11 protein-coding genes are annotated in these 14,111 nt (G+C 50.1%); 2 read left to right on the forward strand and 9 right to left on the reverse strand.

Translation table 11 applies throughout. The annotated features are described in order from the left end of the window. From cysG to BLU57_RS02235, 6 genes are all read right to left on the reverse strand, one after another. Positions 1 to 1,452: a siroheme synthase CysG gene (cysG, locus tag BLU57_RS02210; protein ID WP_090315577.1), complete on the reverse strand. Its 1,452-nt coding sequence runs from the start codon at positions 1,450 to 1,452 to the stop codon at positions 1 to 3. Positions 1,453 to 1,600: 148 nt separating this feature from the next. After that, on the reverse strand, positions 1,601 to 2,596 hold the full coding sequence (locus tag BLU57_RS02215; RefSeq protein ID WP_090315579.1) for a PstS family phosphate ABC transporter substrate-binding protein: 996 nt from the start codon (positions 2,594 to 2,596) through the stop codon (positions 1,601 to 1,603). 180 nt (positions 2,597 to 2,776) lie between these two features. Further along, on the reverse strand, positions 2,777 to 4,138 hold the full coding sequence (glmM, locus tag BLU57_RS02220) for a phosphoglucosamine mutase (RefSeq protein ID WP_090315581.1): 1,362 nt from the start codon (positions 4,136 to 4,138) through the stop codon (positions 2,777 to 2,779). After that, positions 4,135 to 4,968 carry a dihydropteroate synthase gene (folP, locus tag BLU57_RS02225; protein ID WP_090315583.1) on the reverse strand — a complete coding sequence of 278 codons (834 nt, stop codon included), beginning with the start codon at positions 4,966 to 4,968 and terminating at the stop codon, positions 4,135 to 4,137. Before folP ends, glmM begins: the two co-directional genes overlap by 4 nt. Positions 4,969 to 5,096: 128 nt before the next feature. Beyond that, positions 5,097 to 7,019, reverse strand: a complete 1,923-nt coding sequence (gene ftsH, locus BLU57_RS02230) for an ATP-dependent zinc metalloprotease FtsH (protein ID WP_090315584.1) — start codon at positions 7,017 to 7,019, stop codon at positions 5,097 to 5,099. Between the two features lie 173 nt (positions 7,020 to 7,192). Continuing rightward, a complete protein-coding gene (locus BLU57_RS02235; protein ID WP_090315587.1) occupies positions 7,193 to 7,810 on the reverse strand; it encodes an RlmE family RNA methyltransferase in 618 nt (205 codons plus the stop codon). A gap of 30 nt (positions 7,811 to 7,840) precedes the next feature. Between BLU57_RS02235 and yhbY the strand changes: the two genes are divergently transcribed. Then, a complete protein-coding gene (gene yhbY / locus BLU57_RS02240; protein WP_090315589.1) occupies positions 7,841 to 8,194 on the forward strand; it encodes a ribosome assembly RNA-binding protein YhbY in 354 nt (117 codons plus the stop codon). Positions 8,195 to 8,206: 12 nt separating this feature from the next. On the opposite strand, the gene greA is transcribed toward yhbY, so the two are convergent. From greA to carA, 3 genes are read right to left on the reverse strand one after another with little or no spacing between them, the layout of a single operon-like run. Then, entirely contained in the window at positions 8,207 to 8,683 is a 477-nt protein-coding gene (gene greA / locus BLU57_RS02245; protein ID WP_090315591.1) for a transcription elongation factor GreA, read from the reverse strand. A gap of 59 nt (positions 8,684 to 8,742) precedes the next feature. After that, positions 8,743 to 11,952, reverse strand: a complete 3,210-nt coding sequence (gene carB, locus BLU57_RS02250) for a carbamoyl-phosphate synthase large subunit (protein ID WP_090315594.1) — start codon at positions 11,950 to 11,952, stop codon at positions 8,743 to 8,745. 27 nt (positions 11,953 to 11,979) lie between these two features. Beyond that, on the reverse strand, positions 11,980 to 13,134 hold the full coding sequence (gene carA / locus BLU57_RS02255) for a glutamine-hydrolyzing carbamoyl-phosphate synthase small subunit (RefSeq protein WP_090315596.1): 1,155 nt from the start codon (positions 13,132 to 13,134) through the stop codon (positions 11,980 to 11,982). Positions 13,135 to 13,561: 427 nt separating this feature from the next. Here carA and BLU57_RS02260 point away from each other — a divergent pair, with 427 nt between their 5' ends. After that, on the forward strand, positions 13,562 to 14,056 hold the full coding sequence (locus tag BLU57_RS02260) for a PH domain-containing protein (RefSeq protein WP_090315598.1): 495 nt from the start codon (positions 13,562 to 13,564) through the stop codon (positions 14,054 to 14,056). Positions 14,057 to 14,111 lie beyond the last annotated feature (55 nt).

Raw genomic sequence — 14,111 nt, forward strand, 5'->3', positions numbered from 1 at the left:
TTATTCGGATGATGGTTTTGCCGGTTGATCCAATGCCAGGAAGTGCGCCTGCGTATTTTCCGCTTCCGAAGCCGGTTCGAACCAGGCGAGATTTTGATGCAGTTTGACGACTTGCCCGACGATGATCAGGGTCGGCGGGGTCAAATGAGCGGCTTCCGCCAGCTCCGGCAATGTTTGCAGGGTGCCGGTCACAATTCTTTGTTTCTGCGTGGTACCCTGCTGAATGATGGCGGCGGGTGTGCTGTCCAGCAGGCCGTGCACAATCAATTGCTGGCATAGTACGGGCAGACCCAGGAGTCCCATATAAATCACGATGGTCTGATTGGGGCGGGCGAGATGGGGCCAGTCGAGATCGATACTGTTATTTTTCAAGTGGCCGGTGACAAAAATGCACGATTGCGCGTAATCGCGGTGCGTCAATGGAATACCGGCATAAGCGGCGACCCCCGATGCAGCAGTAATGCCGGGCACGACTTGAAAAGGAATGCGGTGCGCAGCTAGGGTTTCGATTTCTTCGCCGCCGCGGCCGAAAATAAACGGGTCGCCGCCTTTCAGCCGCAGCACGCGTTTGCCTTCTTGCGCCAGCCGCACCAGCAGTTGGTTGATCGATTCCTGCTGCAAAGTATGGCGGTTGCGCTCTTTGCCGGCGTAAATGCGTTCGGCGTCGCGGCGCACCATGTCGAGAATCGCAGGCGAAACCAGACGGTCGTAAACCACCACGTCGGCTTGCTGCATCAGGCGCATGGCGCGGAACGTCAGTAAGTCGGGATTTCCCGGTCCGGCACCGACCAAATAAACCTCGCCTTGCGGTGGCTGGTCTTTTTCCTGCTGCAAGGACTGCAACAAATAATCCTGCGCAGCTTCGTCTTGTCCCGCCAGTACCATTTCGCTGAACCGGCCTTGCAGTGTTTTTTCCCAGAAAATCCGCCGCTTTTCCGGGTGCGTGAAATGTTGCTTAACGTGCTCGCGGAATTTACCCGCCAACGTGGCGAGGTGCCCGTAAGCGGCCGGTATCATGGTTTCCAATTGCGCGCGTAAAAGTCTCGCCAGTACGGGCGATTGCCCGCCGCTGGAGATGGCGATCAGCAGCGGTGAACGGTCAACGATGGAGGGCATGATAAATGTGCAAAGATCGGGATTATCGACCACATTGACGGGAATCTGCCGCTGCTGTGCTGCTGCGGAAACTTGCCGGTTGGTGTCGCGGTCGTCGGTGGCGGCAATTACCAAAACGATCTCTTCCAAATGTCCGGGCTGAAAGAATTCAGCATGGTGTTTGATTCTGCCTTGTGCGTGGAATTCATTTAATGCGCTACTCAGCTCTGGTGAGACCACCGAAACATATGCACCGGTCTGAAGCAAAAGCATAACCTTGCGCGTGGCGACCTCGCCGCCACCGACGACCAAGCAAGCTTTGTTTCTGATGTTGAGGAAGACCGGTAAAAAATCCATGATGTTTCGACGAGTTCTTTAATCCCAATAATAAGGAAGCGCTGATCAATTCTAAGCCAAATACCGGCTTATGGGTTAATCAGCGCTTCCTTGAGTTGCGGCTATTTTCTACAGCGCTATCCGTGTAGAAGTTTTTACCGGGTGAAGGCTATAAGCTGGATTCCAGTTTAAGTATATCTTCCAGCTTGATGTTCGTTCCGGTTCCTTTGAACACAGTGCCTACTTTCTTCTTGTTCAGATGCTCGATGTTGAGGTTATAGACTTCTTTTGAGAGCGGGAAATATTTGACTTCCGTCACCAGCGCCGCGGCATTTTGCATATAAAAATTAACAAATTCCTGAATTTCTGGTTTTTCGGTGGACTTGGCGTTAATGTAGATGAATATCGGGCGCGATAATGGTTTATAGCTATTATTTTCAACCGTTGCAGCGGATGGCAGCACGCCGCCGTTGCCGTTGTCGATCGCGACGGCGCTGATTTTTTTGCTATTCTCGATGTAATACGCGAAACCGAAGAATCCTAACGCGTAAATGTCGCTTGCGACACCTTGCACCAGCACGTTGTCATCTTCAGAAGCGGTGAAATCGCCGCGGCTTGATTTGGCTTTGCCGACGACGGCTTCGGTGAAGTACTCAAATGTGCCAGAATCCGCGCCTGGACCGTAGAGTTTAATTTTTTTGTCCGGCCATTCGGGATTGATTTGATTCCAGTTGGTGATTTTACCTTGCGCACCCGGTTCCCAGATTTTTTTCAGTTCCTCGACGGTGATGGTTTTGCTCCAGGTATTTTTGGGATTAACAACGACGGTCAGAGCATCAAATGCGATCGGCATTTCAATATATTGCACACCTGTTTGCTTACAGGCTTCCATTTCCAATTCAGTGATGGGGCGCGAGGCATTGACGATATCAATTTCATTGCGGCAGAATTTTTTGAAGCCACCGCCGGTTCCGGAGATGCCGACAGTGACACGAACCGCGCCGCGCTTGGCGATCTGGAAGTCTTCCGCAACCGCTTCGGTAATCGGGAAAACCGTGCTGGAGCCGTCAATCTTTACGATCGGACTGGCGATTGCTGTTGTAATAGCGGACGCACTCAACAGTGTAGCCGCTAGGAATGTTCTGAAGTTAAACGAGGTCAACATGAATATGTTCTCCAGGTGAGTCAATAAAATGGTCATGAAAGATCGTGCGACCAGTGCGGTATCTTATTTCAGAATTGTTACAGGATTATGACAATGTCTTTTTTGTCTTAAGGTCGATGCACATGTGTTGATTTTTTGCGAATTTTTGTAAAAAATCTGCCGGTAAAAATGACGCCTGTATCAAGAATTGCTGGCCGTCTGTATGGTTGCAGCGATGCGCTCGGCCCAGTGGTTGATTTTATGCTTCGATTCACCTTCCACCATAACACGGATCAGCGGTTCCGTGCCTGATGCGCGAATCAGCACGCGTCCTTTGTCATTCAGATCGGTTTCGGCTTCTTCGCGTACGGCTTGGATTGCTTTATTGGCACTGAAATTAAACGGTTTGGGAGTTTTCACGTTGATCAAGCGTTGCGGGTAAAGCGAGACGCCGCGCAGGAACTCAGCCAGAGTTTTATTCGTATCGCGTAACGCATACAGCACTTGCAGAGCGGAAATAATGCCGTCGCCTGTCGTATGTTTGTCCATGCAGATGATATGTCCGGAATTCTCGCCGCCGAGCTGCCACCCTTTCTCTTGCAATGCCTCCAACACGTAGCGGTCACCGACATTGGCGCGAAGAAATGGAATATTCATTTTTTTGAATTGCGCTTCGATCGCCAGATTAGTCATCAAAGTACCGGCAACCCCGCCGGTCAGCATTTTATTCTGCTGGCGGTGTTTGGCGATAATATAAATCAGTTGATCGCCATCATAAATCCGGCCATTTTTGTCGACCATCATGAGCCGGTCGCCGTCGCCATCCAACGCGATACCTAAGTCGGCGTGGTGCTGTTTGACAGCTTTTTGCAATGTCGCGCAATGCGTCGCACCGCACTCCAGGTTAATATTCAGTCCATTGGGCTGTACGCCAATGGTGACGACGTCTGCACCCAATTCGTGCATGACGTGACCGGCGATATGATAAGCGGCGCCATGCGCGCAATCGACAACGATACGTAGTCCGCGCAGGTCAAGGTGATAAGGGAAAGTACTTTTGCAAAATTCGATATAACGTCCGGCGGCATCGTCAATACGCTGTACTTTTCCTAATTGCGCGGAAGGTTTGGTTTCGATCGGCGCATGGATGCCGCTTTCGATTTTATGCTCTATTTCGTCAGGCAATTTTCTACCTTCGGCAGAAAAGAATTTGACGCCGTTATCCTCGAATAGATTATGCGAAGCTGAAATGACGATCCCGGCTTGCAGCCGCAAGGCGCGAATCAGGTACGCGATGGCCGGGGTCGGCATCGGCCCGGATAGAATGACATCCACACCGGCGGCGCATAAGCCTGCTTCCAAAGCGGATTCCAGCATATAACCCGATACCCGGGTATCCTTACCGATCAGAACGGTTGGGCGTTTGCCTTGCATCAGATGCCAATCGGCAGCAGCGAGAACTTTGCCGGCGGAATAGCCTAGATGCAGAATAAAATCCGGCGTAATGGGTTCTTTGCCGACACGCCCGCGGATACCATCTGTTCCAAAATATTTTTTAGTCAATTTGAGTGGTGTTGTCTGTTGCGATTCGACGCGGTTAAGTTGATTTTCTGTGCAGCACAATTTTTCATGGCATTGTAGATCGCAAGCGCTTCCTTGCTTACTTTGACATCGTGTACACGTACAATTTTGGCACCTTTAGTTACTGCTAGCAAGGCTGCCGCGATACTTTCATGAATGCGGTGATCTACGTTGTTTCCGGTAATCGCTCCGAGCATGGATTTGCGCGACAAGCCTGCTAACAGTGGAACACCAAGTGTGGTCAATTGATCCAGTTGATTTAACAGGGTGAAGTTATGTTGCAGCGTTTTGCCAAAGCCGAACCCCGGATCGATAACCAGCCGGTCTTTCGATATACCAGCTGCTGCTGCTGCCTGGATGCGTTGTTGCAGGAAATCTTTCACTTCATGAACGATATTGTGGTATTGCGGGTTTGCTTGCATGGTTTGCGGCGTGCCTTGCATATGCATTAAGCAAAGTTGCACGTGATTGCTTTGTGCGACGGTTTCCAATGCGCCGGGGCTGCGTAACGCATTCACGTCATTGATCATGAAAGCGCCTGCAGCTATGGCGTGTTTCATCACTTCGGGCTTTGAAGTATCGATCGATATAGGAATTCCAGTATCGGCAAGCGCTTCCAGCACAGGGATAACACGCTTTAACTCTTCTTCGGTACTGACTTGCTGACTTCCCGGGCGCGCTGATTCTCCACCGATATCCAGGATATCGGCGCCTTCATCGATCAGATTCCTGGCATGCGCAATGGCTTGCTGTGTTGATAAATACAATCCGCCATCCGAGAAAGAGTCCGGCGTTACGTTGATGATGCCCATGATTAACGGGCGGCTGCTTGAGAGAATAAGGTTTTGCTGTAATGAAGGCACAATGCGTTAAGGAATTGTAGAAGTGAAAACGGGATACGATTTTTTAGTCGTATCCCGTTGATTTGGATTGCAGATGATTAGTCTGCTTCTTTAGCTATTTCTTGCGGTGCTGCGGGTTCCTTGGGTTCATCCGTTTTTACCGCAGTAGATGATCCTTCGGTTGCCACTGTGGAAGACATTGATTGAGGCGGTTTGGGTGGACGTGGTGGACGGCCGTCCATGATATCGTTGATTTGATCGCTATCGATCGTTTCCCATTCCAGCAATGCTTGTGTCATTGCTTCAATCTTATCTTTATTTTCTTCAATGAGTTTACGAGCAATCGCATACTGTTCATCCACAATGCGGCGAACTTCCGCATCAACGGTTTGCATCGTTTTTTCACTCATATTTTTATGCGTGGTTACTGAACGGCCGAGAAAAACCTCGCCTTCATTTTCACCATAAACCATCGGTCCAAGTACGTCAGACATCCCCCACTGGGTGACCATTTGCCGCGCCAATTCGGTAGCACGCTCAAAGTCATTGGATGCGCCGGTGGTCATTTGATGCATGAAAACTTCCTCAGCAATACGGCCACCAAACATCACGGAAATTCTTTGCAGAATTTCTTCACGTTCCATGCTGAAACGGTCTTCCGTTGGCAATTGCATCGTGACACCCAATGCGCGGCCACGCGGAATAATCGTCACTTTGTGCACCGGATCGGTTTTCGGCAGCAATTGAGCCACTACCGCATGTCCCGATTCATGGTAAGCGGTATTGCGGCGTTCGTGCTCCGGCATGACCATCGAGCGGCGTTCCGCGCCCATGAAAATTTTGTCTTTGGCGCGTTCAAAATCTTCCATGTCGACCAATCGCTTGTTACTGCGAGCGGCAAACAACGCTGCTTCATTGACCAGGTTGGCCAGATCGGCGCCCGACATACCGGGAGTGCCACGCGCCAGAATATCCGCTTTGACATCGGGTGAAAGCGGTACTTTGCGCATATGCACATGCAGAATTTGTTCCCGTCCACGAATGTCCGGTAACGGTACCGTAACTTGACGGTCAAAACGGCCAGGACGTAACAATGCAGGATCCAATACATCAGGACGGTTCGTTGCTGCGATTACGATCACGCCCATAGCACCTTCAAAACCGTCCATTTCCACCAGCAATTGGTTGAGCGTTTGTTCGCGCTCATCGTTTCCGCCACCCAGTCCGGCACCGCGTTGACGGCCAACCGCATCAATCTCGTCAATGAAGATAATGCAGGGTGCATGTTTTTTAGCTTGCTCGAACATGTCACGCACACGGGATGCGCCCACACCGACAAACATTTCAACGAAATCCGAACCGGAAATGCTGAAGAAAGGTACTCCTGCTTCTCCTGCGATGGCTCGCGCCAGCAATGTTTTACCAGTACCTGGGCTGCCTACCATCAAAACGCCGCGTGGGATTCGTCCGCCAAGTTTCTGGAATTTGGATGGGTCGCGCAGGAATTCAACCAGCTCCGCTACTTCTTCCTTTGCTTCCTCGCAACCTGCGACGTCGTTGAAAGTCACTGTGTTGGCTGATTTATCTAACATGCGCGCTTTGCTTTTACCAAACGAGAATGCGCCGCCATTACGGCCGCCACCTTGCATTTGCCGCATGAAGAAAATCCATACTGCAATCAGTAATAGCATTGGGAACCATGAGATGAAAATACTCATCAGCATAGATGGTTCTTCTTCAGGCTTAGCTTCAACAATGACGCCAGCCCTGAGTAAATCACTGACCATCCATGGATCAGAAGGTGCATAGGTTGTAAAGCGTCTGCCATCGGATTTCGTACCTTTCAGGGTACGGCCTTCAATGACAACTTTGGCAATTCTGCCTTGATTCAATTCAGAAATGAATTGAGAGTATTCCATTGGTACTTGCGTCGGTTGACGTACGCTGAATTGGTTAAATACGGTCATCAACACAAGTGCAATTACCAGCCAAATGGCCATGTTTTTAATTAAGTTATTCAAGATAGCTCCTTGGTTTGCACCTTAAAAATCATTGATTGGGCATTCTAACTCTATTTTGTCAAATAGAACAGAACAGTTCATGTTATAGAAATTTGCTATCAAACTATCATCCTACTCTTTACATTTGTCTTAATCACTGGGGGGATCCATTCATTTCTCAGCGATTTCCGGTGTTACTTTTTTCCGAGTCCTAATAAATATAATTCGTTGCTGCGATCACGCGAGGCTTCTGGTTTTCGTACCACAACGCTTTTGAATCCGGTGCGCATGTCGCGATGAAATTGCTCAAAATCCCTACCTTGAAAAACTTTGACTAGGAAATTTCCGCCATAGTTCAGTTGTTCCATCGAGAATGCCAGCGCCAGTTCAGCCAAATACATACTTCTGGCTTGATCGCTGACTACAATACCACTCATATTGGGCGCCATGTCTGAAATGACAAGATCCGGCTGCCGCTCCTCCAGATGTTTTCTTAATTCAAACAGAGCGCGTTCTTCCCTAAAATCATCCTGAATAAATGCCACACCGGGCAAAGGCGCCATTTCCAGGATATCTAATGCAATTACTTTTCCTTTCTGGCCCACTTTCTGGCTGGCGACTTGCGACCAGCTGCCGGGTGCAGCACCTAAATCGACAACAATCATACCGGATTTAAATAGATGATCCCGTTCGGCGATCTCAAGCAGCTTGTAAGCGGCGCGAGAACGATAACCTTCTTTCTTGGATTGCTTGACGAAAAAATCATTAACATGTTCTTTCATCCAAGCTTTGCTGGTTTTAGCCCGTTTCATCAAGTAAAATAATACGTTTAAAGAGAATTTATGTTAACACTAACAATTGCTCAACGGCGCGAATTGAAAGCGCAAGCACACGCGCTCAATCCGGTCGTCATGATTGGGAAGTCGGGGTTGTCGGCCACGGTTATCGAAGAATTGGAGCGCGGGCTTACAAGTCATGAACTGATTAAGGTTAAGGTTCAAGTCGACGACCGGGTCGCCAGGAATACGCTATTTGAAGAAATTTGTGAGAAGCTGAGTGCCGCACCGGTGCAGCATATTGGGAAAACTTTTGTTATTTACCGTCCCAAGCCGGAAGAGGCTGATAAAAAATCCACGCGTCCTTCCCAGAAAAAGAAACGTGAGCCTTTTCGTACCAAACGTAGTTATCAGAATTGAGTTTTAGCGGCATCAAATGTATTTAACATCCAATATTTCGTATTCACGTATTCCGCCGGGTGCCTGAACTTCGGCGATATCGCCCGCATATTTGCCGATTAAGGCGCGTGAAATGGGGGAGCTGATGGAAATTTTTCCATTTTTGATGTTGGCTTCGTCGTCACCGACGATTTGATAGGTGACCGTATCACCGCTTTGCAAATCTTCTAGTTCAACAGTGGCGCCGAAAACACAAGCACCGTCGGCGTTAATCAGTGCAGGATTAATGATCTGAGCGCTGGAGAGTTTGCTTTCCAGCTCGGCAATACGGCCTTCAATAAACCCTTGTTTTTCCTTGGCAGCATCATATTCGGCATTTTCGGACAGATCGCCGTGCGAACGCGCTTCTGCAATCGCCGCGATGACTGCGGGACGATGTACGGTTTTCATTTCGTGTAATTCTTTGCGTAGCGCTTCCGCTCCGGCTACTGTTAAAGGGATCGTGCTCATTGTGGTTGTTTGCCTTTCATTTTCATTCTGTTTCTTAATAATCAAGAAAAGTTAATTGCTTATGCCTTAAGTTGTACATGCAATTTCTGCAGATTATACGCTTGCAGTTCGCGTCTGTTGGTAATGCCGACACAGGCCGCACGCGCTCCCGCTAGCGTCGTATAGTAAGTCACTTTCGCCTGAAGCGCGGCGCGGCGGATCGAATACGAATCCTTTATCGCGCTGCTTTGATTCTTTACGGTATTGATGATTAGGTTAATTTCCCCATTTTTGATCATATCGACGATATGCGGACGGCCTTCCGCTACTTTATTAACGATGATAACGTCGATTCCCGCTTCGGTTATGGCGGCGGCAGTGCCGCGCGTAGCATAAAGGGTGAAGCCGAGTCCAGCCAGGTTGCGTGCGATTTCAATCGCGTGTGGTTTGTCGGATTGCCGCACACTGATAAAAATTTTACCCGATTCAGGTAAGCGGACATCGGTTGCCAATTGAGATTTGATAAACGCCTCGGCGAAAGTGGCGCCCATTCCCATGACTTCGCCGGTCGACTTCATTTCCGGTCCTAGTATCGTATCCACACCGGGAAGTTTGATGAAGGGGAAAACTGCTTCTTTGACCGAATAATACGCCGGTATCACTTCTTTGGTAATATTCTGAGCAATCAGACTATTACCCGTCATGCAGCGCGCTGCAATTTTGGCCAGCTGCAGACCGGTTGCCTTGGAAATGAAAGGCACCGTGCGCGATGCCCGCGGGTTGACTTCGAGGACGTATACCGTATCGTCCTGAATCGCGAACTGTACGTTCATCAGTCCGACGACATGCAGCGCCCGCGCCATATCGGCGGTTTGACGCCGCAGCTTATCCAGGGTTTCCGGTGATAAATTGAAAGTCGGCAGCGAACATGCGGAATCACCCGAATGCACGCCGGCTTGTTCAATATGTTCCATGATGCCGCCAATCAGCACGGTTTCTCCGTCGTAAATGGCATCGACATCCACCTCCGTGGCATTGGTCAGGAAATGGTCCAGTAACACCGGGGAATCGTTGGAAACTTTAACCGCTTCACGCATGTAACGTTCTAGATCGGCTTTTTCATGCACGATCTCCATCGCGCGGCCGCCCAATACGTAGCTGGGCCGTACCACCAGTGGATAGCCGATTTCCTCGGCGGCGATCAGTGCGGCTTCCGGATTGCGTGCGGTGCGATTGGGCGGTTGCCGCAATCCTAGTTGTTGCAGCATTTGCTGAAAGCGTTCGCGATCTTCCGCGCAATCGATCATATCCGGGCTGGTGCCGATAATCGGCACACCGTTGGCTTCCAGATCGCGTGCAAGTTTAAGCGGTGTTTGCCCGCCATACTGTACGATCACGCCATCGGGTTTTTCTACCGCGACGATTTCGAGCACGTCTTCCAGTGTCAGCGGTTCAAAATATAAGCGATCCGATGTGTCGTAGTCGGTCGAAACCGTTTCCGGGTTGCAATTTACCATGATGGTTTCAAAACCGTCTTCGCGCAGTGCCAGAGCCGCATGGACACAGCAATAATCGAACTCGATGCCTTGCCCGATGCGATTAGGACCGCCTCCCAGCACCATGACCTTCTTTTTACCGGTTGGGCGGGACTCACACTCATCTTCATAAGTGGAGTACATGTACGCTGTACTGGTCGCGAACTCGGCCGCGCAGGTATCGACGCGTTTATAGACCGGGTGCAGATTGAATTGATGGCGGCGCGAACGGACTGCGGTTTGTCCAGTATTAAGCAGTTTGGCCAGGCGCCGGTCGGAAAAACCGCTGCGTTTCAATTTTCGCAGCGCCAGATAATCCAGCGCTTCCAGCGCCGTACCGGTTAATGCTTGTTCCTGTTTGACCAAATCTTCAATTTGCGCCAGAAACCAGAGATCGATGTGTGTCAACTGATGCACTTCGTCCAGCGACAAATTGCAGCGGAACGCATCGGCGATAAACCAGATCCGCTCGGGGCCGGGGTTGGCCAGCTCGGTGTGGATGGTTTCCAGGTTGTCGGTTTTTTCGTCCAGACCGTCAACCCCCGTTTCCAATCCGCGCAGTGCTTTTTGCAGGGATTCCTGGAATGTGCGGCCGATTGCCATCACTTCACCAACCGATTTCATCTGTGTGGTCAGGCGATCATTGGTTTGCGGAAATTTTTCAAAAGCAAACCGTGGCACTTTGGTGACGACATAATCAATGGTGGGCTCAAAGGAGGCCGGGGTAATGCCGCCGGTAATATCGTTACCCAGCTCGTTCAGCGTGTAACCGACGGCCAGCTTGGCGGCGATTTTGGCGATAGGAAAGCCAGTCGCTTTCGACGCCAATGCAGATGAGCGCGACACGCGCGGATTCATCTCAATCACCAGCATCCGGCCGTCGTCCGGATTGATGGCAAACTGCACATTGGAGCCGCCGGTTTCCACACCGATTTCCCGCAACACTGCGATCGATGCGTTACGCATCAATTGATATTCTTTGTCGGTGAGCGTTTGCGCCGGTGCGACGGTAATCGAATCGCCGGTATGCACGCCCATCGGGTCGAGATTTTCGATCGAACAGACAATGATGCAATTGTCGTTTTTATCCCGCACCACTTCCATTTCAAACTCTTTCCAGCCAATCACGGATTCTTCGATCAGTAATTCCTTGGTGGGAGAAGTTTTCAATCCGCGTTCGCAGATATCTAGAAACTCTTCGCGATTGTAGGCAATGCCGCCGCCGCTGCCACCCATGGTGAACGAAGGGCGGATAATGGCCGGATAACCCAGCATCGCTTGAACCTGCATGGCTTCTTCCAAGCTATGCGCAACTGCGGAGCGTGCCGAGCCTAAGCCAATACGGGTCATTGCCTGTTTGAATTTTTCCCGGTCTTCGGCCATGTCGATGGCTTCGCGCGAAGCGCCGATGAGTTCGACGCCGTATTTTTCCAGCACGCCGTGTTTGACCAGATCGAGCGCGCAGTTCAACGCCGTTTGTCCGCCCATCGTAGGCAGTAGCGCTTGCGGCCGTTCGGTCGCGATGATTTTCTCAATCATGGTCCAGGTAATTGGCTCAATATAGGTGGCATCGGCCATTTCCGGATCGGTCATGATGGTGGCGGGATTCGAATTCACCAGAATGATGCGATAGCCTTCTTCGCGTAAGGCCTTGCAGGCTTGCACGCCGGAATAATCAAACTCACAGGCTTGGCCGATAATGATCGGGCCGGCGCCGATGATGAGAATGGACTGAATGTCGGTACGTTTAGGCATACTATCTAGCGGATGAACATGGCGTAATTATTGGGAGTGCGGGCTTTTATAGCGCTGCATCATGGCGATGAATTTATCAAACAAATAATCCGCTTCATGCGGCCCTGGGCTTGCTTCCGGGTGACCCTGAAAACAAAAGGCCGGTTTATCGGTTAACTCGAATCCTTGCAGACTCCCGTCGAAAAGCGAGACATGCGTGATCCGAGCGGTCGCGGGTAATGTGTCGATATCGACAGCGAAACCGTGATTCTGGCTGGTAATAATCACCTTGCCATTGGCCACATCCTGCACCGGATGGTTGGCGCCATGATGGCCGAATTTCATTTTAATGGTGCGTGCGCCGCTGGCTAAACCGAGCAATTGATGACCTAGGCAAATACCGAATAGCGGGATATTTTTTTGTAGCAAAGCTTGCGTGGCGGAGATGGCGTAATCGCACGGTTCCGGATCACCGGGGCCATTGGACAGAAAAATGCCATCAGGCTGTGCCTTTAGAATCTCCTCGGCCGGGGTTTGCGCCGGGAATACCGTCACCTTGCAGCCGCGCTGCACCAGTTTGCGCAAAATCGTGCGTTTGATGCCGAAATCAAAAGCGGCGACGTGAAATCTGGGATTGTCCTGAGTCTGGAAACCGGATTCGAGCGACCATTCGCCTTCTGTCCAGGTATACGGCTGGCGGCAGCTCACCACTTTGGCGAGATCCATCCCGGCTAATCCGGGAAATGCCCGGGCAGCTTGCAATGCTTTTTCCTCGTCGATATCGCCCGCCATGATGCAACCGGCTTGCGCACCTTTTTCGCGTAAAATCCGCGTCAATTTGCGTGTATCGATTTCGGCAATAGCGACGACATTCTGCTCTTGGAGAAACTCCGGTAATGTGCGGGTTTTACGAAAACTGCTGGCCATGAGCGGCAAATCACGGATTACTAATCCGGCGGCGTACACTTTATTGATGTTACCGGATTCAAAATCTTCCGGATTGGTGCCGGTGTTGCCAATATGCGGATAAGTCAGCGTGATGATTTGCTGGCAATACGACGGATCGGTCAAGATTTCCTGATAACCGGTCATTGCCGTATTGAACGCCACTTCGCCGGTATTGATGCCTTCAATGCCAATAGACACGCCACGAAAAATTGTTCCATCGGCAAGTGCGAGGATGGCGTGCGGTCGTTGTGACACAAAAAACTCCTTGGAAACTGACAAGATCTGGAAAATGGACCGGGGTTATTCATTGAAATGCCCCAGCTATTGAAGACGGAATTATACGTGAAAAAGGTTTATTTTTGTATGTATGTGCGCGGTTTCGCATGCTACAAAGTTGTTCATACATTCCGGATAATCGGGTGGGTGGGGTGCGCATTCAATGCTGGAAGGGGGAAAATAAGCTCCGGTTTCCTTGCGTTTGTTTGCAATGATCATCAATACAGAGATCGTCACTAGGGCTTTTTAAAGTAATGGTGGCGCAAGTTTTGTTTTTAAAACGATAATAGGGCAAAATTTGCCCATTTTTCTTGGCTGGTATTTTTGCAGTGCGGCCATTCATTGCGATCAAAACCAAGCAGGTTTTGTGCGCTTCATCGAATCAATATTTTAAGAACGAATAATCATGCATGTCTTTAAGTCTAAAATCGATAACTGGGTACTGGTTTGTTTATTGCTATCCGTCTCCGCCTGCTTAATGGGCGCATCCGTCCCGCTGACGGTCGGCGGAATAGCCAATTATGTGTTTGCGGCGATTATATTGATTGCGGGTGCTGGCTTCCCCATTTGGATCTATGTTTCGACCCGGTATATCGTCAGTGGCGATGATCTCAAGATCATCAGCGGTCCGTTTACATGGAATATCCCCATTCAATCGATCGTATCCCTAGAGGAAACTCAGGTCGCGGCGACAAGTCCGGCTTTGTCGTTCGATCGCCTGCAAATAACCTACGGAGAAGATAAAGTCATTATCGTCTCGCCGGTCGATAAAGAAAAATTCATACAGAAATTGGGTAAGGAAAAATTAATCGGTAGCGCTCAGCGGAACGGAACAGGAGCCGCTGCTAAGGATTCCAGAAAAAAGGCTAAGAAAAACAAAATAAACCGGAACAATCCATAAGTCATGATGGCAAGCGGAAAGGACGCAAGGGCAGGGTGCCGTCATACTATTTTTT

The sequence above is a fragment of the Nitrosomonas oligotropha genome (genome assembly GCF_900106555.1).
Taxonomy (GTDB): Bacteria; Pseudomonadota; Gammaproteobacteria; order Burkholderiales; family Nitrosomonadaceae; genus Nitrosomonas; species Nitrosomonas oligotropha_A.